The following is an 18,686-nucleotide window of genomic DNA, read 5'->3' on the forward strand; positions in this document are numbered from 1 at the left end:
GGAAGTTTCGGGGGACGGGGCCGGATGAGCTGCCAAGATCATGACGATGCGATGGATGGCGACATGGTCGCCTCGCCACCGAAGATTTCGGTGCCGGATGAGGTCGCCGATGCGATCCGCACGCTGTTGCGCTGGGCTGGTGACGACCCGAGTCGCGAAGGGCTGATCGACACGCCCAAGCGCGTGGCGCGCGCGTGGAAGGAATATTGCCAGGGCTATGGCGAGGACCCCGCCCATCACCTCAGCCGCGTGTTCGAAGAGGTCGGCGGCTATGACGAGATCGTCCTGCTCAAGGACATTCCGTTTCAGTCGCATTGCGAACATCACATGGCGCCGATCATCGGCAAGGCGTCGATCGCCTATCTGCCACAGGACCATGTCGTCGGCATTTCCAAGCTCGCCCGCGTGCTCCACGCCTTTGCCCGCCGGCTTCAGGTGCAGGAACGCCTGACTGCCGAGGTCGCCGATTGCATCTGGGAACACCTCAAGCCGCGCGGCGTCGCGGTGGTGATCGAGGCAAGCCACGCCTGCATGACCGCGCGTGGCGTGCGCACGCCGGGTGTCGGCATGGTCACCAGCCGCATGATGGGCACATTCCGCGAAGATGAGCGCAGCCGCAAGGAAGTGCTCGCGCTGATGGGCTATTGATGCGGATACTGGTCACTGGCGGCGCGCGGCGGATCGGCGCGGCGATCGTGCGGCGGCTCGTTGCGGACGGGCACGCGGTCGCGGTCCATCATCATGACTCGCATGACGAGGCAGCGGCGCTCGCGGACGAACTCGGCATCGCCCCGGTCACTGCCGACCTGTCCGATGCAGCCGACACCCGCAATCTGATCGCCGCCGCCGCCGATGCGCTGGGCGGACCGGTCGAAGGGCTCGTCAACAATGCCTCGCGCTTTGCGTGGGACGCGATGCCGCTCGCCGACTATGCCGGGCTCGACCGTCACATGCACATCAATGTCGGCGCGCCATTGCTGCTCGCCTCCGCGCTGGCCGCGCAGGTCGGGCTGGGGGAGGGGGCGATCGTCAACCTGCTCGATCAGAAGCTCGCCAACCCCAACCCCGATTTCCTGACCTACACGCTGAGCAAGGCAGCGCTCGCCGAAGCCACGACCCTGCTCGCGATGCAGCTTGCCCCGCGCGTCCGCGTCAACGCCGTCTCGCCGGGGCTGAGCCTGCCGAGCCTCGACCAGACGCCGGAGGAGTTCGCCATCGTCGCCTCGGCCAATCTGCTCGAGCGCCCGGTCGACCTCAGCGATCTAGCCGCGACCGTCGCCTATCTGCTCACCACCCGCAGCATCACCGGCCAGAACATCTTCGTCGATTGCGGCCAGCGCCTCGTGAAGCGCGACAGCGACGTGATGTTCACCGGAAGGGACCGCCCGCATGGCTGAATACACCATCCATCTCGACGGTCTCGTCGCCGAAATCGGCCTTGGCATCCACGACCATGAGCGCGCCGCGCCACAGCGGGTCGAACTCAACGTCGCGATGCGCTGCGTCTATGATGCGCCGCCACAGGATGCGATCGATGCCGTGGTCGATTACGACTATCTGCGCAGCGGTATCCTCGCACTCGCGGCGAAGGGGCATATCGAGCTTCAGGAAACTCTGTGCGACGCCGTCGCCGCACTCGCCTTGTCCGCCGACCCCCGCGTCGCCGAAGTCCGCGTGCGCTCGATGAAGCTCGACGTGTACCCCGACGCGCGGGTAGGGTGTGAGGTGGTGCGCAGGGCGCAGACGAGCGGAGAACGGTCATGTTCCTGACAGCCTTGTTGACGCTTGCGGTGCAGGCGAGCGCGGTGGTCTCCACGCATGCAAAGCCGATTGACCCTGCCGGCTGGGTTACCAGTGGCGATTACCCGGTCGATGCGCTTCGTGCGAAGGAGCAGGGGCCCGTTGCGTTTATGCTCGTGGTTGGTGCCGATGGCGTGCCTACGAAGTGCGAGATAACGACGAGTTCCGGCTCGCCGTCGCTCGACTCCGGCACCTGTGCGCTGCTGCTGCAGCGCGCTCGGTTCACGCCAGCCCGCGACGCTGCCGGGCAACCGGCGGAGGGCGTGTTTCGCTCGCGGATAAACTGGAAAATCCCCCAAGGCGGGTCGTTGGTCATCCAGGTGACGAAATCAGATGCGGGTTTTGTTTGCACGACCGAACATGGCGGGCAGCGTCATGTCATCAAAGCCGACTGGTGCAAGACGTGGACCGATACGATCCTTGGCGCAGGCGGCGACCCGCTGAGAGCGTCGACGATTCACGGTGTCGGCGATCCGGCGGAGTTCATCGCCAAGCATTTGCGATAGCTTTCGAAGCCAGAAATTCGGGTTTTCAGTTGGACGAAGCCGCGTCCAATCCCTATGTCCAGCCGGTCCGTCGTTCAGCGGCGGGCAACAAGGGGCCGTTTAACGGGTTTTCGCGTGCAATTGCTGCTGTTCCTCTCTGCGCTCCTCGCGAGCCTCACCGGTGTTATCGCCGGTGACCGGGATATGCGCGGATTCCAGCAGCGCAGCGACACCGCCATTTCCCGCACCGCCGACACGACCGTCGAGGCGGTGTCGCGCGTCGCGGCGGCGGTTGCCAGCCGACCCCTTGCCACCCGCGAAGCGCCCGCTGTTGCGCTGTTCGCGATCCATGACGCCCCGGTCGGCACCTCCGCCCGCCTGACCAGCGAACGCCGGCTCGAATAGCCGCGCGCGCCGCCGCCTGTCCCTGTCGGGGGCCTGCGGCTGGCATCCATTTCGCATTCGAATCACTGGCGCTCGCGACGCGGGCGCACACCCTGCAATTTCACACGACTGGAAATCATCATGTTCGGCGGCTTGGCCAAGTCCCTGTTCGGTTCGTCCAACGACCGGTACGTCCGTTCGCTCAACCCCATTCTCGCCAAGATCGAGGGCTTCGAACCCACGCTCAAGGCGATGTCAGACGAAGAACTGGCGGCGCAGACCGTCAAGTTCCGCGAACGGCTCGCCAATGGCGAAAAGCTCGACGCGATCCTCCCCGAAGCGTTCGCCACGGTGCGCGAGGCTGGTGTCCGCGTGCTCGGCATGCGCCATTTCGACGTGCAGATGATCGGCGGCATCGTCCTCCACCGCGGCGAGATCGCGGAAATGCGGACGGGTGAGGGCAAGACGCTGGTCGCGACGCTCGCCTGCTACCTCAACGCACTGCCCGGCAACGGCGTGCACGTCATCACCGTCAACGACTATCTCGCCCGCCGCGACTCCGAATGGATGGGCCAGATCTACCGCTTCCTCGGCCTGACCGTCGGCGTGATCGTCCCCAACCTCGCCGACCATCAGCGGCGCGAGGCCTATGCCTCGGACATCACCTACGGCACGAACAACGAATTCGGCTTCGACTATCTGCGCGACAACATGAAGTATGACCGCGCGTCGATGGTCCAGCGCCCGTTCGCGATGGCGATCGTCGATGAAGTCGACTCGGTGCTGATCGACGAGGCGCGCACCCCGCTGATCATCTCCGGCCCGACCGACGACAAGAGCGAGCTCTATGTCGGCGTCGACGCGATCGTGAAGCAGCTGACGCCCGAGCTGTACGAGAAGGACGAGAAGCAGAAGAGCATCGTCCTGACCGAGGAGGGCATCGAAGCCGCCGAGCGGATGCTCGAGGATGCCGGACTGCTCAAGGGCAGCAACCTCTATGATTTCGAGAATACCCAGGTGGTCCACCACCTTAACCAGTCGCTGCGCGCGAACGTCATGTACAAGCGCGACATCGACTACATCGTCAAGGACGGCAAGGTCGTCATCATTGACGAATTCACCGGCCGCATGATGGACGGTCGCCGCTGGTCCGACGGCCTGCATCAGGCGGTCGAGGCCAAGGAAGGCGTGCAGATCGAGCCTGAAAACCAGACGCTCGCCAGCATCACCTTCCAGAACTACTTCCGCATGTACCCCAAGCTGTCGGGCATGACCGGCACCGCCGCGACCGAGGCGCCCGAATTCTTCGACATCTACAAGATGAACGTCGTCACCATCCCGACCAACGTTTCGGTCAAGCGGATCGACCAGGAGGACGAGTTCTACAAGACGATGCAGGACAAGTTCATCGCCATTGCCCGCACCATTCGCGAGCATGCGGTGAAGGGCCAGCCGGTCCTCGTCGGCACCGTGTCGATCGAAAAGTCCGAACTGCTCAGCGAATATCTCACCAAGGAAGGCGTCGACCATTCGGTCCTCAACGCCCGCTTCCATGAGCAGGAGGCGCATATCGTCGCCCAGGCCGGCCGGCTCGGCGCGGTGACGATCGCCACCAATATGGCGGGTCGCGGCACCGACATTCAGCTCGGCGGCAACCTCGAATTCCGCGTCGAGGCCGAACTGGGCGAGATGCCCGAGGGGCCGGAGCGCGAGGCAGCCGTCGCACAGATCAAGGCCGAGATCGCCGCCGAAAAGGCAAAGGTGCTCGAAGCCGGCGGCCTGTTCGTGCTCGGCACCGAACGCCATGAAAGCCGCCGCATCGACAACCAGCTGCGCGGCCGTTCGGGCCGTCAGGGCGACCCCGGCCTGTCGCGCTTCTATCTCAGCCTCGATGACGATCTGCTGCGCATCTTCGGCCCGGACACGCTGTTCGCCAAGATGATGCGCAACAACATCGCCGATGGCGAGGCGATCGGCAGCAAGTGGCTGACCAAGGCGATCGAGACCGCGCAGAAGAAGGTCGAGGCGCGCAACTACGATATCCGCAAGCAAGTCGTCGAATATGACGACGTGATGAACGATCAGCGCAAGGTGATCTACGAACAGCGCGCCGACATCATGGACGCCGACACCGTCGGCGACGTGGTCGAGGATATGCGCGCCGAAGCGGTCAACGACATCGTCGGCGCCGCCTGTCCGCCCGAAACCTATCCCGAGCAATGGGATATCGAGGGGCTCAAGACCCGCGCGCACGAGATGCTGGGGATCGAGGCGCCGGTCGAGGAGTGGATCGCGACGCAGGACGGCATCGAGCCGGAGGATGTCGAAACCCGCATCCGCGACCTCGCCAGCGCGCGGATCACCGCCAAGTCGGACGAGCTGGACCCGGAAACCTGGACCTCAATCGAAAAGTCGATCCTGCTCCAGAATCTCGACCATCACTGGAAGGAGCATCTCGCGATGCTCGACGCGCTGCGTCAGGTTGTCCACCTGCGCGCCTATGCGCAAAAGACGCCGATCAACGAGTATAAGCAGGAAGCGTTCGCAATGTTCGAACGCATGCTGGTCGCGATCCGAGAGGATGTGACCCGCACGATCGCCTGGGCCGAATTCCAGTTCCAGGCCCCGCCCGAATTGCCCGAACTGCCCGATTTCCTGACCACGCACATCGACCCGCTCACCGGCCTCGACAACAGCGCCGATTGGGATGCGGGCAGCGCCGGCCTGATTTCGAACCAGCTCCCCCCGATGCAGATCCCGCGTCCGGCGGGCGACGCGCTGGGCGACGACCCCGCCACTTGGGAAGGCCGCGTCAACCGCAACGCCCCATGCCCGTGCGGCTCGGGCCGCAAGTACAAGCAGTGCCACGGCGCAGTGGTGTGACGTAAATCACCCCTCCCGGAACGGGAGGGGGCGGGGGAGGGGCGCGCGTCTGCGCGCTCCAAAGACTCTTCCCAACCAAATAAAAAGGGCCGCCCGGTCTGACCGGGCGGCCCTTTTCTGTTCGATCCTCCCCCTTGCGGGGGAGGATTAAGCTACATCACCGCGGACGCGGCGGCGCGATCGACGCGCCCAGATTCTCGATCACCTCGCGCGCATTGAACGCGCGGACATTGTCGGGCTTGCGGCCCTTGCCGATCACGATCTCCGCGCTCGCTTCATAGCGTTCGACGGTGCGGATATCGATGTCGCGGTCAAAGAACGGATCGCCGCCCCATGGGCTCCAGCTGCGCCAGCCCCAGCGCGGGCCGTAATAGCGCCACGACGGACCCCAGCCGCCCCATGGGCCGCTGCTGAACGGGCTGGTCGTCGCGTAGGTGCGCGACTTCTTCTCGGTATCGCGCTCCGACAGGATGAAATGGTCGCCACCGCGCTCCACCGTCAGCTGCGCGGCGCGATAAAGCAGATAGCGCTCCACCGTCTCGCGCGACGTCATGCTGTTGCCGGCAAAGGTGACGCGAAAGCGGTCGCTCTCGATCTGTTCGTCCCAATATCCCGTGCGCGACATGCCCATGCCGGTCGCCGGCTGATAGGGCGTCGGGGTGGCGCAGGATGCGAGCACGCTGGCGCTGGCAAGCGCAAGCGCGGCCGCCGCAATCCGCGAACGGCGTGCGTGTCTGCTGGACATCATATTCCTCCTAAGTGCTTCGTTCTGCGGCGAATCGTGCCGATGCTGCGATGACAACGAACAGCATAGGCCAAATGTCCCTGAGCTGAACGAAACGACAGAAACCCGCTCGGCGCAAGAGGCGCGGGCGGGTGGCCGGTTCCAGCAATGTCGGAAAAAGGCTGGCTCCCCGAGTTGGATTCGAACCAACGACCAAGTGATTAACAGTCACCTACTCTACCGCTGAGCTATCGGGGAACGACAGCGAGGCGCGCCTATACGAAGGGGTGCGGCGCATTGCAAGCGGGGAAAACGGGATTTTTTGGGAGGCTTCTCATTCCTCCCCTGAGCTTGCTCAGGGGAGGGGGACCGCCGCCGCAGGCGGTGGTGGAGGGGCGGCTGCGCAGACAGCCGTGAACAGCTCGGCAAAATTCCGCCCTCTGCGCCCACGGCTTGCTTCGCAAGCCGGCTCCGCTGCTGCGATATGCCCCCGGCATATCGCTGATCGCAGCTACGCCCCCTCCGTCAGTGCTGCGCAATGCCACCTCCCCTGCGGCGCAGGGGAGGAATTGGGCGCTCACGCGATAAACTGTTCCATCGTGATCCGCTCATCCAGCGCATGCTCGGGATCGAACAGCAGCGTCAGGTCGCGGTTGCGGTCGATCGCGATGTCGACCTGCGCTACGTCGCGCACCTCACGCTGGTCCGCTACCGCGCTCACCGGCCGCTTGCCGGGATCGAGCACGCGCAGCGAAATGCGCGTCTTTTCGGGCAGGATCGCGCCGCGCCAGCGCCGCGGGCGGAACGGGCTGATCGGGGTGAGTGCCAGCAGCCGCGAGCCGAGCGGCAGAATCGGGCCATGCGCCGACAGATTATATGCGGTCGATCCCGCCGGCGTCGCCACCAGTATCCCGTCGCACACCAGTTCGGGCAGCACCACGCGATCGTTGACGCGCACCTCCAGCTTGGCGGTCTGGCGCGTCTCGCGCAGCAGCGACACCTCGTTGATCGCGGGCAGGACGTGGCGCTCGCCATCCATCGTCGTCGCGGTCATCACCAGCGGCGACACCTTGAACGGCCGCGCCCGCGCCAGCCGATCCTCCAGCCCCTCGGGCTGCCAATCGTTCATCAGAAAGCCGATGGTGCCCAGGTTCATCCCGAACACCGGCACGATCCGCCGCCGCTCCAGCATCGCGTGCAGCGTCTGCAGCATGAATCCATCGCCACCCAGCGCGACGACCATGTCGGCATCGTCGACCGGCACCCAGTCGCGCCCGGCGAGCAGTTCCGCCGCAGCGGTTTCCGCCGGCGTGGTGGGAGAGGCGGCCAGCGCCCGGCGCACGTCGCTCATCCGCCGGTCACGCTCATATGCCGCGAAACGGCAGGCGCAGCGCCGGGCGCGACGTCGAAACCGTGGCGCGCGGGCTTGGCCGCCAGCGCCGCATCGATCGCGTCATCGACCGCCGCCAGCCCGCCGCTGCGGATCGCGGCCTTCAGATCGACCTGGTCGTCATGGCCCAGACAGGTGAACAACTTGCCCTCCGTGGTCAGCCGCACGCGGTTGCAGCTGTCGCAGAAATTGCCCGTAAGCGGGGAGATCAGGCCCAGCCGCGCGCCGGTTCCGCCGACCCGCCAGTAGCGCGCCGGACCGCCGCTGTCATGGGCATCGCGGGTCAGATCGAATTGTGCAGACAAATCGTCGAATACCGCCGTCAACGGCACGAAGCGATCGGCGCGATCCTCGTCGATCCGCCCCAGCGGCATCGTCTCGATCAGCGTCAGGTCGATGCCCTGCGCGCTGGTCCAGTCCAGCATCGCGGGGATCTCGGCCTCGTTCAGCCCCTTCATCGCGACCATGTTGATCTTGACGTCCAGCCCCGCCGACCGCGCCGCCGCGATGCCGTCGAGAACCTGCGCTACATCGCCATGCCGGGTGATATGCCGGAAAATCTCGGGATCGCGGCTGTCGAGGCTGACATTGATCCGCCGCACCCCTGCATCCGCCAGCGCCACCGCATGGGTCGCCAGCCGCGTGCCGTTGGTGGTCAGCGTCAGCTCGTTCAGCCCCGCGCCCACGCTGCGCCCCAGCCGCCGCACCAGATCCAGCGCGTCGCGCCGCACCAGCGGCTCGCCCCCGGTGAGGCGGATCTTGGTCACCCCGCGCGCGACGAACCGCTCGGCGATCAGCGCGATTTCCTCCAGCGCCAGCAATTCGCTGCGCGGCAGGAATGTCATCTCTTCGGCCATGCAATAGCGACAGCGCAGGTCGCACCGGTCGGTCACCGATACCCGCAGGTAGCGGATCGCACGGCCATGCTTGTCCATCAAAGGCCGATCCATCGCCATCCTCCATGCGCTAAGCTGTTCGTAGCGCGGGGACAAGGCTTTGGTTCCGCCCGGGCTTGGGTTAGGACTGCTGCCGATGACCGACGCCGCGCCCGTTCCAGCCACTCCCATGACCGGACGCGATCGCCCGCTGTTCCTGCTGTCCTTCCGCCAGCGTGACGAGCTTGCCGCCCATGCCGCGCGCGCCGGCTGGCGCGTCGTCGCGGCGCGGCGCGGGGAGGGGGCCGACCGCCGCTTCCTCGCCAGCGGTGCGGCGGTTGCGGTGGTCGATGCGCGCGGCTCGGTCGATGAAGGGCTCGCCGCCGTGCGCACCCTCGCCGCCGTCACCGGCGCCAGTGGCGGCGCGCTGCTCGCGCTGGTCTCGCGCGACGACACCGCCCGGCTCGGCGAGTTCTACGACGCCGGTGCCACCCATTTCCTCGCCAGCCCGATGCGCGAGATCGAGTTCGTCCAGGCGCTCCGCTTCGCCGCGCGCCACGCCCAACGCGCCGGCAACGAAGCCGCCCGCGCCGCGACCGGCGAGCCGCTTGGCTGGCGCTACGACCCCGCGCTGCGCTCGCTTCAGGTCACGCCCGCGCTCGCCTCGATGCTCGGCCTCACCTCGGCGCCTTCGCTGCGCACCGTGCTGCGCCATGTCGAGGCCGCCGATCGCGGGGCGATGCGCGGCGCGCTTCAGCGGCTGCGCGACGGCATTCAGGCGACCGCCTTCGCCCACGACCTGCCCGGCGCGGGGCGCGTGGTCGAGCATCTTCAGCGCGACGCCCGCACCGGGCGCATCCACGCGCTGATCGAACGGCTGGGTGAGGTGGACGCGAGCGCCGTGGTCCGCGACGTCCTCACCGGCGTGCGCGACGATGCCGGGATGCGCCGCTGGATCACCCGTCGCCTCGACGATGCCCAGCCGATCGGCGTCATCCTCGTCGCGCTCGGCCGGTTCGACATGGTCAATACCGCCTATGGCCGCGACGCCGGCGACACCGTGCTGCGCGCCGCCTCGACCCGCATTGCCGAAGCGGCGCGCGCCACGCTGGGCCGTCGCGCCGTGCTCGCGCGGATGGGCGGGGCCGAATTCCTCGTCGCGGTCGAGGATGCCGACCCCGCGACGCTCGCCGCCGCTGCCAAGGGTATCGAGGACGCGCTGACTCGCCCCTTCGTCATCGGCGACGCCATCGCCCCGGTCGGCGCCCGCGTCGCCACCGCGCACTCCCGCCCCGACGACGATGCCGCCGCGCTGATGCGCCGGGCCGGAGAGGCACTTGCAGGCGAAGAGAGCGACCGCACCCTCGCGGTCCCGATCGAAACGCTCGCCATCGACCTGCGCCGCGCGATGGACGCGGGCGAGATCGAGTTGCGCATGCAGCCCCAGGTCGCCGTCGCCACCGGCGCGATCGTCGGTGTCGAGGCGCTGGCCCGCTGGCGCCACCCCGACCATGGCGAGGTCGGTGCCGAAACCCTGTTCGCCGCCGCCGCCCGCGCCGAACTCGAACTCGCGCTGTCGGAGCACGTCCAGCGGCTTGCACTGGCACAGGCCGCGCGCTGGCCCTCCGCGCTCCGCCATCTGCGCCTGTCGGTCAACGTCACCGCCGCCGATGTCGCGCGGTCGAGCTTTGCCGACCTGTTCCTCGACTGGGTCGACACCAGCGGCTTCCCGCGTTCGCGCCTGACCGTGGAGATCACCGAAGGCGGCCTGATCGACGACCTCGGCGAAGCCTCCCGCCTGCTCAGCGAGCTGCGCGCGGCGGGCTGCCGCGTTGCGATCGACGATTTCGGCACCGGCTATTCCAGCCTCGCCTATCTGAAAGCGCTCCCGCTCGATTACCTCAAGGTCGACCGCAAGTTGACCCAGGACATCACCGGCAGCGCGCGTGACCGCATCGTTGTGCGCGGCGTCATCGACATGGCGCGCTCACTCGGCCTGACCGTCATCGCCGAAGGGGTCGAAACCCCCGAACAGCTCGACCTGCTCGCCAAAGAGGGGTGCCAATATTATCAGGGCTTCCTCTGCGCCGAGCCGCTGACCCTGCCCGAACTTATCGCATTGGTAGAACAAGTATGAACGATCCCCGCGACGCGACCGGCGTCTGGTATGGCCGCTATTTCGCGACCGGCTGGGACGTGCCCGAAAACAGCTTCATTGCGCATCTTGAGGAATTTGGCGGCGCGGTGGAGGGGACGATCACCGAACCCGACGACACCGGCCGCTCCGAAATCCGCCGCGCCTTCGTCTCCGGCAGCCGCAGCGTCGATACGCTGGTCTTCACCAAGCAATACGACCCCGCAGGCCCGCTCGCGCACAGCGTCGCGTACACCGGACGGATCAGCGACGACGGCACCGAAGTGACCGGCGACTGGCGCTTCTCGGGCTATCACGGCAGCTTCGTGATGAACCGCGAGATTTTCAGCGCCGAGGAACTGGACGAAGACGCGGCGGTGGACGAAGAGCTGCTGATCGAACTGGGCGACCCGGCACCGCCGGCATGGCGCCTGTGACATGGGAGGGATTGAGATGATGAACCGCCGCGGCCTGTTCGCGACACTGGCGATGCTGCTCACCGCAGCGTTGCTCCCCGCACCCGCCGCGGCCAAGGGCTTCACGTCCGACCGCATCGCCGTCACGGTGGAGGGGAAGGGCGCCGACGTCATCCTGATCCCCGGCCTGTCCTCGTCCCCACGTGTCTGGGCCGAGATGACCGCCGCGCTCCCCGGCTATCGCTACCACAAGGTTCAGGTGCGCGGGTTCGGCGGGCTCGACAAGGGCGGCAACACCGAAGGCAATGTCGCCGCACCGGTGGCCGAGGAACTCTCGCGCTACATCGCCGAACACAAGCTCGGCAAGGTCGCGGTGATCGGGCATTCGATGGGCGGCACGATGGCGATGATGCTTGCCGCGCGTCACCCCGATCAGGTCGGCAAGCTGATGGTCGTGGATATGCTCCCCTTCATGGGCGCGATGTTCGGCGGCCCGCAGGCAACGCCGGAGACGCTCAAGCCCATCGCCGACCAGATCATGGACGGCATGCGCAACAGCCCGCAGGACGCCTATGCCAAGCAGCTTGAAGGCACGATCGCATCGATGGTCGCGACCGAAAGCATGCGCGCGCCCGCGCTCGACGACGCGATGAAGTCCGACCGCGACGTCTCCGCCCGCGCCTATGGCGAACTCGTCGTCACCAACCTGATGCCGGAACTGGGCAAGATCACCGCGCCGACCACCGTCCTCTATGTGACGCCCAAGGGCGCACCGGTCACCGACGCGCAGATGGACGGCTTTTATCAGGCGTCCTTCGCTCCGATCAAAGGCGCCAAGCTGGTCCGCGTCCCCGCCTCCGCGCACTTCATCATGTGGGACAACGCGCCCTTCTTCCAGGCTCAGGTAAAGGCATTCCTCGCAGCATGATCCTCACCCTCGCACTCGCCGCCGCCACGCTCGCCGCACTCCCGGCGATGGTTCAGGACGACGCCCCCGACCGCTCGCAGGACGTCGCCTGGCACAATAACCAGATGCGCGCGCTGGCCGAGCGCCACAGCGGCACCGGCTGGAACGTCACCGCCACCGGCCTGCGCTGGCGCCTGATCGCCGGCAACGGCACCGGCAAGCGCCCCGGCCCGACGGACGGCGTGACGGTCCATTATGTCGGCACCTTCACCGACGGCACCGAATTCGACAGCTCGATCAAACGCGGCCAGCCGATCACCTTCCCCCTCAACCGCGTCATCCCCGGCTGGACCGAAGGCGTCCAGCTGATGGGCGTCGGCGACAAGGTCGAATTCGCGATCCCCTCCGAAATCGCCTACGGCCCTAACGGCCGCGGCCCGATCCCGGGCGGCGCGACCTTGCTGTTCACGGTGGAGCTGCTCGGGATCGAAGGGGCGGGGGCCGCCGAGTAACCGCAACCCCCCTCGTCGCCCCGGGCTAGACCCGGGGCCGGGCTGCCTTCGTCACTTCCACTAACGAGGTGTGATGTGTCTGCTCCGATCCGTTTCAGGACACGTCCGGGATACCAAAGTCGCGATCTCCTCATCGAACTGATGGATGACCATCGCGCGCCCGGTTTTCCCGACATGTCGGTTATGCTGCGGGATCTATTGGGTGCGTCCAGAGCCCTGCACCCAGAGGGTCTCGATAGCCGCTATTTGATAGATCGGCGGATCACCTTGTGGACCTACCCCGGCGGCAGCTACGAGATTGATGACGACAATTGGGGTTTGTTCGTCTGTGCGCCCGAGAACAACGTCTCGGTTATCGCAGAAATCGAACGGGTGCTGCTGGAGACCGGCCTTTTCGAAAAGCAAAGCGTCGACTTCGATCAGTTTCGCTAGTCGTCTACAGAATTGCGGCGCGACCTTATTCAACCGCCGTCATCCTGAACTCGTTTCAGGATCCACGTCTCCACCAGCGGCTCAGTCGCCTGTTGCGCGGTGGATGCTGAAACAAGTTCAGCATGACGGAAGGCGAGGAGGAGGGCGGGGTCAGCCATAAGCTCATGGCCCAAAAGCCACCGCTTGTAGGCACGAGTTTGCCCGCTATCGTGGTGGAGATGACCGAGCAGACCTATACCCTGACCGACCCGCGTCCGCTCGCGGCCAACGCACCCTATACCTTTTTTCTTCCGAACGCGGCTGAGATTGCGGCAGTCGGAAAGGGTGATCTCGTCAAGCTGACGTTTGAGTATAACCATGACATCGAAGAGTGGCCGGCAGAGCGGATGTGGGTCACCGTACAGGAGGTCGAGGGTGACACCTTGGTCGGTGCGCTCAGCAACCAGCCATTCGAGAAGACATCATCGCTCAAAATTGGCGATCTGATCCAATTTCATCGGCACAATATCCTCTCAATCCAACGGGATCGCCCGGACACCGCTCCGCCGCCTAACGAATATCGCGAATATTGGGAGCGTTGTCTCGTGGACCAGTGTGTCCTCGATGGGTCGGAGCCGGTTGAGTATATCTATCGCGAAGAGCCCGACATGCAGGACGAAGGCGACAAGCATGCTGACAGCGGATGGCGCATCCGGGGAAGGATGGGTGATGCGACCGACGAGCAATTGGAAGCTCGAACGGCGCAATATGTCGCCGTCGGTGCAGTGCTTAATCGCGATGACAGCTGGCTAAGCCTGATCGACGCCCCGACCAGCTCTCGTTTCATGCGGGATTTCGCAGCCAACACCTATAACGAGGTGCGTTGATCGCGCCCATCACCCCAACGCCTCAAACGCCCCCGTCTCGAAATCCTCGCCCAGCATCGCAATGATCCGCGCCGCCACCTCTTCCGGAGGCTTGACGCTCTCCGGCGCCTCGCCCGGATAGGCGCGCGCGCGCATCTTGGTCCGGGTCGCGCCGGGGTTGAGCAGCGCCACGCGCACCTTGGTCAGGTTGCGCACCTCATCGGCATAGCTCAGCAACAGCGTCTCGAACGCCGACTTGGTTGCGCCGTACAGGCCCCAATAGGCGCGCGGCTGGCGCGCGACGCTCGACGTCAGGCCGATCACGCGGCCAGCGTCCGACTTGCGCAGCAAGCCATCAAACGCCCCGATCAGCGCCGCCTGCGCGCTGACGTTGAGCGCCAGCACCTTGGCCACTTCCTTGGGATCGAACGCCGCCACCGCCGACAACGTGCCCAGCGCCGCAGCGTTCAGCACGAGGATGTCGAGCTTCCCCCACCGCTCCGCCACCGCAGCGGCCAGACGCGGGATCGAATCGCTTTCGATCACATCCATCGGCGCGATCGTCGCCGATCCACCGGCTGCAAAAATCGCTTCCTCGACCTCTTCGAGGCCCCCAGCGGTGCGCGCGGTCAGCACGACATGCGCGCCCTGTGCCGCCAGCGCGATCGCGGTCGCCGCGCCAATCCCGCGGCTCGCGCCGGTGACGAGCGCGATGCGCCCTGCAAGTGCCTGTTCTGTCATCGGATCAACGCGTCTCGTCGAGCAGCGCGAGCTGGCTCACCGCCTGCTCGTCATGGTCGGTCAATTGGGTCGGATACTGGCCGGTGAAGCACGCGTCGCAATAACGCGGCAGCACGTCGCCGCGCTCCGCCTCGCCCAGCGCGCGATACAGGCCGTCGATCGACACGAACGCCAGGCTGTCGGCCTTGATGAACTTCGCCATCCCCGCAACGTCATGCTGCGCGGCGAGCAGCTTCGAGCGCTCTGGCGTGTCGACGCCATAGAAACAGCTATGCGTCGTCGGCGGGCTGGCGATGCGCATATGCACCTCGGCGGCACCGGCCTCGCGCATCATCTCGACGATCTTCAGGCTGGTCGTCCCGCGCACGATCGAATCGTCGATCAGGATGACCCGCTTGCCCTTGATCAGCGCGCGATTGGCATTGTGCTTGAGCTTAACGCCCAGCCGCCGCACTTCCGCGCTCGGCTGGATGAAGGTGCGGCCAACATAGTGCGATCGGATGATGCCCAGCTCGAACGGAATGCCCGACTGCTGGGCATAGCCGATCGCGGCGGGCACGCCCGAATCCGGCACCGGGATCACCAGATCGGCGTCGACCGGCGATTCGATCGCCAGCTCGGCGCCGATGCCCTTGCGCACGGTATAGACCGACCGGTCCTGCGCGATCGAATCCGGGCGGCTGAAGTACACCCACTCAAAGATGCACGGGCGCGGCGCAATCGCGGTGAACGGGCGGATCGAGCGCATCGCGCCGTCCTGCACGATCACCAGCTCGCCCGGCTCGACATCGCGGACATAGGTCGCACCGACCACGTCGAGCGCGACCGTCTCCGACGCAAAGATAAAGCTGTCGCCCAGCCGTCCCATCACCAGCGGCCGGATGCCCAGCGGGTCGCGGCACGCGATCATCCCGGCGGGCGTCATGCAGATCAGCGAATAGGCGCCCTCGACCTGCTTCAACGCATCGATGAACCGGTCGAGCAGATCCTTGTAGCCACTGGTCGCGACCAGATGGATGATCGTCTCGGTATCCGACGTCGACTGGAAGATCGAACCGCGCCGGATCAGCTCGCGGCGCAGGTGCATCGCGTTCGAGATATTGCCGTTATGCGCGATGGCGAACCCGCCGCTCGCCAGCTCGGCATAGAGCGGCTGCACGTTGCGCAGCGCGGTCTCACCGGTGGTCGAATAGCGGACATGGCCGCACGCCACGGTCCCGGCCAGCGCGCGGATCACCTCGTCGCGGTCGAAATTGCCCGCGACATGGCCCATCGCGCGGTGCGTGTGGAAGTTGGCGCCGTCCCAACTGGTGATCCCGGCCGCCTCCTGTCCACGATGCTGCAACGCGTGCAGCCCCAGTGCAACGAGCGCAGCTGCGCCCTCGGCACCGGAAACACCGAATACGCCGCACTCTTCGCGCAGCTTGTCGTCATCGAACGGATTTGTGGTCAGCATCGGCCCTTCGGGGGAGTCGTTGGTCGATCCGCGGGCCTATAAGCGCTCGATCCGGCTTTGTCGCCTGTTTGTCACATCAAATCGACGATCAGTGTGTTTCTGTTTGGGGGGGGCACCAAATCCTCCCCCAGCTCGCTGGGGGAGGGGGACCGCCGCGAAGCGGTGGTGGAGCGGCCGCCCCGCAGAGGGCGGAATTTTGCCGAGCTGGTCAACGGCTGTCTGCGCAGCCGCCCCTCCACCACCCGCTGCGCGGGCGGTCCCCCTCCCCTGAGACAAGCTCAGGGGAGGAATCAAACGGCCCCCAAATCCCCACTCTGTTCGCCCCAATCGATGACCGAACGATGACATAATCGATTTCATCACTCGCACTGACCGGTTTATCCCGTTTCCGCCGCGCGCTCCGCTCCGATAGCCTCCTCCCAAGACCAATCACCCAAGGAGGGATTCCAACATGGACGCAAAGACCGGATCGATCGACGGCGGCGGCTGCCCCGTTCACGGCAATGGCGGGGTCCGCGCGCTGCTCGGCCGCACCAACAAGGATTGGTGGCCGGAGATGCTGGCGACCGAAATCCTCAATCCCAACGGCGTGTCCAACCCGATGGGCCCCGACTTCGATTATGCCGAGGCGTTCAAGAAGCTCGATTACGCCGCGCTCAAGGCCGACCTCGTCGCGCTGATGACCGACAGCCAGCCGTGGTGGCCGGCCGACTACGGGCATTATGGCCCGTTCTTCATCCGCATGGCGTGGCACGCCGCTGGCACCTACCGCACCGCCGACGGTCGCGGCGGCGCCAATAGCGGGCAGCAGCGTTTCGCTCCGCTCGACAGCTGGCCCGATAACGGCAATCTCGACAAGGCACGCCGCCTCCTGTGGCCGATCAAGCAGAAGTACGGCCAGCAGATCAGCTGGGCCGACCTGTTCATCCTCACCGGCAATGTCGCGATCGAGAGCATGGGTGGTCCCGTGTTCGGCTTCGGCGGCGGCCGCGCCGACGTGTACGAGCCCGAGCGCGACATCTATTGGGGTAGCGAAGACAAGTGGGTGAACCAAGGCGTTCAGACCCGCATCAGCCCCGAACACGGCATGCATGAGCTGGAAGGTCCGCTCGCCGCGATCCAGATGGGCCTCATCTACGTCAATCCGGAAGGGCCGGGCGGCAACCCCGATCCTTTGCTCTCGGCGCGCGACATGAAGGCGACGTTCGAGCGGATGGCGATGAACTCGGAGGAAACCGTCGCGCTCACCGCCGGCGGCCACACCTTCGGCAAGGCGCATGGCAATGGCGACGCGTCGCTGCTCGGCAACGCTCCGGCAGGCGGCGACATCTCCGCGCTCGGCTTTGGCTGGGTCAGCAGCCATGAAAGCGGCGGCATCGGCGAGCATACCGTGACCAGCGGGATCGAAGGATCGTGGGTCAACACGCCCACCGAATGGACCGCGAACTATTTCCGCCTGCTGCTCGATTACGACTATGAAATCGTCCACTCGCCCGCCGGCGCGCAGCAGTGGCAGCCGATCAACCAGCGCGAAGAGGATATGGCCCCCGCGGCGTGGGACCCGAACATCAAGGTCCCGACCATGATGACCACCGCCGACATGGCGCTCAAGATGGACCCGGAATTCCGCGCGATCAGCGAGAAGTTCCGCAACGACCATGAAGCGTTCAAGGACGCCTTCGCCCGCGCATGGTTCAAGCTGACCCATCGCGACATGGGCCCCAAGGTCCGCTACCTCGGCCCGGAAGTGCCGGCCGAAGACCTGATCTGGCAGGACCCGATCCCCGCCGGCACCATGCCGAGCGACGCCGACGTGGCATCGGTAAAGGCGGCGATCGCCAATAGCGGTCTGACCGTCAGCCAGCTGATCAAGACCGCCTGGGCCTCGGCCAGCACCTATCGCAAGTCCGACCATCGCGGCGGTGCCAACGGCGCGCGCGTCCGCCTGGCCCCGCAAAAGGACTGGGAGGTCAACGAGCCGGAGATGCTCGCCAAGGTGCTCAACACGCTCGACGGCCTGCGCGGCAACCTGTCGATGGCCGACGCGATCGTGCTCGGCGGCGTGGTGGGTCTGGAAAAGGCGATCAAGGACGCCGGCCACAGCGTCTCCGTGCCGTTCACCGGCGGCCGCGGCGACGCGACCGAGGAGCAGACTGACGCCGACAGCTTCGCCGTGATGGAGCCGGAGGCCGACGCCTTCCGCAACTATCTCGGCAAGAAGAAGCTGGCGGTAAAGACCGAGGAAATGATGCTCGACCGCGCATCGCTGCTCGGCCTGTCGGTCCCCGAACTGGTAGTGCTGGTCGGCGGCCTGCGCGTGCTCGGCGCCAACCATGGCGAGCGCGGCCATGGCCACTTCACCAAGCGCTCGGGCCAGCTGACCAACGACTTCTTCGTCAACCTGCTCGGCATGACCAATGTCTGGAAGGCCGCCGAAGGATCGGACGATCAGGAGTTCATCGCGACCGACCGCAAGGGCGGCCACGAAACCTGGCGCGCGACCCGCGCCGACCTGATCTTCGGCTCCAACTCCGAACTGCGCGCCGTCGCCGAAGTCTATGCCGAAAACGGCCATGAGGAAAAGTTCGTCAAGGACTTCGTGGCCGCCTGGACCAAGGTCATGAACGCCGACCGCTTCGACCTGAAGGGGTAAGGCGACCGCACCGCCCCCGTCGTCGGGGGCGGGTGGCACCGATCGATGG

At 66.1% G+C, this 18,686-nt stretch carries 18 protein-coding genes and 1 tRNA gene; 13 read left to right on the top strand and 6 right to left on the bottom strand.

Annotated features, from left to right (window positions below; all coding sequences use genetic code 11):
• Window positions 1-24 precede the first annotated feature (24 nt).
• From folE to secA, 6 genes are all read left to right on the top strand, one after another.
• Complete coding sequence (gene folE / locus VGN66_RS12365; RefSeq protein WP_327519114.1) at window positions 25-648, top strand: GTP cyclohydrolase I FolE; 624 nt, start codon at window positions 25-27, stop codon at window positions 646-648.
• Entirely contained in the window at window positions 648-1,397 is a 750-nt protein-coding gene (locus tag VGN66_RS12370; protein ID WP_327519115.1) for an SDR family oxidoreductase, read from the top strand. The genes folE and VGN66_RS12370 overlap by 1 nt, the downstream gene beginning before the upstream one ends.
• On the top strand, window positions 1,390-1,770 hold the full coding sequence (locus VGN66_RS12375; RefSeq protein WP_327519116.1) for a dihydroneopterin aldolase: 381 nt from the start codon (window positions 1,390-1,392) through the stop codon (window positions 1,768-1,770). The genes VGN66_RS12370 and VGN66_RS12375 overlap by 8 nt, the downstream gene beginning before the upstream one ends.
• The gene (locus VGN66_RS12380) at window positions 1,761-2,306 is read left to right on the top strand and encodes an energy transducer TonB (RefSeq protein WP_327519117.1); all 546 of its coding nucleotides are present in this window, start codon (window positions 1,761-1,763) and stop codon (window positions 2,304-2,306) included. Before VGN66_RS12375 ends, VGN66_RS12380 begins: the two co-directional genes overlap by 10 nt.
• A gap of 114 nt (window positions 2,307-2,420) precedes the next feature.
• A complete protein-coding gene (locus tag VGN66_RS12385; protein WP_327519118.1) occupies window positions 2,421-2,690 on the top strand; it encodes a hypothetical protein in 270 nt (89 codons plus the stop codon).
• Between the two features lie 120 nt (window positions 2,691-2,810).
• Entirely contained in the window at window positions 2,811-5,552 is a 2,742-nt protein-coding gene (gene secA / locus VGN66_RS12390) for a preprotein translocase subunit SecA (RefSeq protein WP_327519119.1), read from the top strand.
• 157 nt (window positions 5,553-5,709) lie between these two features.
• Here secA and VGN66_RS12395 read toward each other — a convergent pair whose 3' ends face one another.
• The 4 genes from VGN66_RS12395 to moaA form a co-directional block, all read right to left on the bottom strand.
• Window positions 5,710-6,297 carry a CC0125/CC1285 family lipoprotein gene (locus VGN66_RS12395; protein WP_327519120.1) on the bottom strand — a complete coding sequence of 196 codons (588 nt, stop codon included), beginning with the start codon at window positions 6,295-6,297 and terminating at the stop codon, window positions 5,710-5,712.
• Window positions 6,298-6,459: 162 nt separating this feature from the next.
• Window positions 6,460-6,534: transfer RNA gene (locus tag VGN66_RS12400), tRNA-Asn, on the bottom strand.
• A 319-nt stretch (window positions 6,535-6,853) separates the two neighbouring features.
• Window positions 6,854-7,627: an NAD kinase gene (locus VGN66_RS12405; protein WP_327519121.1), complete on the bottom strand. Its 774-nt coding sequence runs from the start codon at window positions 7,625-7,627 to the stop codon at window positions 6,854-6,856.
• Window positions 7,624-8,622: a GTP 3',8-cyclase MoaA gene (moaA, locus tag VGN66_RS12410; protein WP_414713209.1), complete on the bottom strand. Its 999-nt coding sequence runs from the start codon at window positions 8,620-8,622 to the stop codon at window positions 7,624-7,626. The genes VGN66_RS12405 and moaA overlap by 4 nt, the downstream gene beginning before the upstream one ends.
• Before the next feature lie 109 nt (window positions 8,623-8,731).
• Between moaA and VGN66_RS12415 the strand changes: the two genes are divergently transcribed.
• The 6 genes from VGN66_RS12415 to VGN66_RS12440 all read left to right on the top strand — a co-directional run bounded on the left by VGN66_RS12415 (window position 8,732) and on the right by VGN66_RS12440 (window position 13,808).
• Window positions 8,732-10,678 carry a GGDEF domain-containing phosphodiesterase gene (locus VGN66_RS12415; RefSeq protein WP_327519123.1) on the top strand — a complete coding sequence of 649 codons (1,947 nt, stop codon included), beginning with the start codon at window positions 8,732-8,734 and terminating at the stop codon, window positions 10,676-10,678.
• A complete protein-coding gene (locus VGN66_RS12420; protein ID WP_327519124.1) occupies window positions 10,675-11,112 on the top strand; it encodes a hypothetical protein in 438 nt (145 codons plus the stop codon). Before VGN66_RS12415 ends, VGN66_RS12420 begins: the two co-directional genes overlap by 4 nt.
• A 19-nt stretch (window positions 11,113-11,131) precedes the next feature.
• Window positions 11,132-12,019 (top strand): alpha/beta hydrolase, encoded by an 888-nt coding sequence (locus VGN66_RS12425; RefSeq protein WP_327519125.1) that lies wholly within the window; start codon window positions 11,132-11,134, stop codon window positions 12,017-12,019.
• A complete protein-coding gene (locus VGN66_RS12430) occupies window positions 12,016-12,510 on the top strand; it encodes an FKBP-type peptidyl-prolyl cis-trans isomerase (protein ID WP_327519126.1) in 495 nt (164 codons plus the stop codon). The genes VGN66_RS12425 and VGN66_RS12430 overlap by 4 nt, the downstream gene beginning before the upstream one ends.
• A 75-nt stretch (window positions 12,511-12,585) precedes the next feature.
• A complete protein-coding gene (locus VGN66_RS12435; protein ID WP_327519127.1) occupies window positions 12,586-12,942 on the top strand; it encodes a hypothetical protein in 357 nt (118 codons plus the stop codon).
• A 218-nt stretch (window positions 12,943-13,160) separates the two neighbouring features.
• Window positions 13,161-13,808, top strand: a complete 648-nt coding sequence (locus tag VGN66_RS12440; protein WP_327519128.1) for an immunity protein Imm33 domain-containing protein — start codon at window positions 13,161-13,163, stop codon at window positions 13,806-13,808.
• 9 nt (window positions 13,809-13,817) lie between these two features.
• On the opposite strand, the gene VGN66_RS12445 is transcribed toward VGN66_RS12440, so the two are convergent.
• Together VGN66_RS12445 and purF are read right to left on the bottom strand one after the other, a co-directional pair.
• On the bottom strand, window positions 13,818-14,528 hold the full coding sequence (locus tag VGN66_RS12445) for an SDR family NAD(P)-dependent oxidoreductase (RefSeq protein ID WP_327519129.1): 711 nt from the start codon (window positions 14,526-14,528) through the stop codon (window positions 13,818-13,820).
• 4 nt (window positions 14,529-14,532) lie between these two features.
• Entirely contained in the window at window positions 14,533-15,984 is a 1,452-nt protein-coding gene (purF, locus tag VGN66_RS12450; RefSeq protein WP_327519130.1) for an amidophosphoribosyltransferase, read from the bottom strand.
• 451 nt (window positions 15,985-16,435) lie between these two features.
• Between purF and katG the strand changes: the two genes are divergently transcribed.
• Complete coding sequence (katG, locus tag VGN66_RS12455; RefSeq protein ID WP_327519131.1) at window positions 16,436-18,637, top strand: catalase/peroxidase HPI; 2,202 nt, start codon at window positions 16,436-16,438, stop codon at window positions 18,635-18,637.
• Window positions 18,638-18,686: the final 49 nt, after the last annotated feature.

The sequence above is a fragment of the Sphingomonas sp. genome, from assembly GCF_035998645.1.
Lineage (GTDB): Bacteria > Pseudomonadota > Alphaproteobacteria > Sphingomonadales > Sphingomonadaceae > Sphingomonas.

Bases quoted from the DNA above. Each gene is read 5' to 3' on its own strand.
- VGN66_RS12395 (WP_327519120.1), bottom strand. From the start codon at position 6,297: ATGTCCAGCAGACACGCACGCCGTTCGCGGATTGCGGCGGCCGCGCTT.
- VGN66_RS12425 (WP_327519125.1), top strand. From the start codon at position 11,132: ATGAACCGCCGCGGCCTGTTCGCGACACTGGCGATGCTGCTCACCGCA.
- VGN66_RS12405 (WP_327519121.1), bottom strand. From the start codon at position 7,627: ATGAGCGACGTGCGCCGGGCGCTGGCCGCCTCTCCCACCACGCCGGCG.
- VGN66_RS12370 (WP_327519115.1), top strand. From the start codon at position 648: ATGCGGATACTGGTCACTGGCGGCGCGCGGCGGATCGGCGCGGCGATC.
- VGN66_RS12445 (WP_327519129.1), bottom strand. From the start codon at position 14,528: ATGACAGAACAGGCACTTGCAGGGCGCATCGCGCTCGTCACCGGCGCG.
- VGN66_RS12420 (WP_327519124.1), top strand. From the start codon at position 10,675: ATGAACGATCCCCGCGACGCGACCGGCGTCTGGTATGGCCGCTATTTC.
- VGN66_RS12415 (WP_327519123.1), top strand. From the start codon at position 8,732: ATGACCGGACGCGATCGCCCGCTGTTCCTGCTGTCCTTCCGCCAGCGT.
- folE (WP_327519114.1), top strand. From the start codon at position 25: ATGAGCTGCCAAGATCATGACGATGCGATGGATGGCGACATGGTCGCC.
- secA (WP_327519119.1), top strand. From the start codon at position 2,811: ATGTTCGGCGGCTTGGCCAAGTCCCTGTTCGGTTCGTCCAACGACCGG.
- VGN66_RS12375 (WP_327519116.1), top strand. From the start codon at position 1,390: ATGGCTGAATACACCATCCATCTCGACGGTCTCGTCGCCGAAATCGGC.
- VGN66_RS12440 (WP_327519128.1), top strand. From the start codon at position 13,161: ATGACCGAGCAGACCTATACCCTGACCGACCCGCGTCCGCTCGCGGCC.
- purF (WP_327519130.1), bottom strand. From the start codon at position 15,984: ATGCTGACCACAAATCCGTTCGATGACGACAAGCTGCGCGAAGAGTGC.
- VGN66_RS12430 (WP_327519126.1), top strand. From the start codon at position 12,016: ATGATCCTCACCCTCGCACTCGCCGCCGCCACGCTCGCCGCACTCCCG.
- VGN66_RS12380 (WP_327519117.1), top strand. From the start codon at position 1,761: ATGTTCCTGACAGCCTTGTTGACGCTTGCGGTGCAGGCGAGCGCGGTG.
- katG (WP_327519131.1), top strand. From the start codon at position 16,436: ATGGACGCAAAGACCGGATCGATCGACGGCGGCGGCTGCCCCGTTCAC.
- moaA (WP_414713209.1), bottom strand. From the start codon at position 8,622: ATGGCGATGGATCGGCCTTTGATGGACAAGCATGGCCGTGCGATCCGC.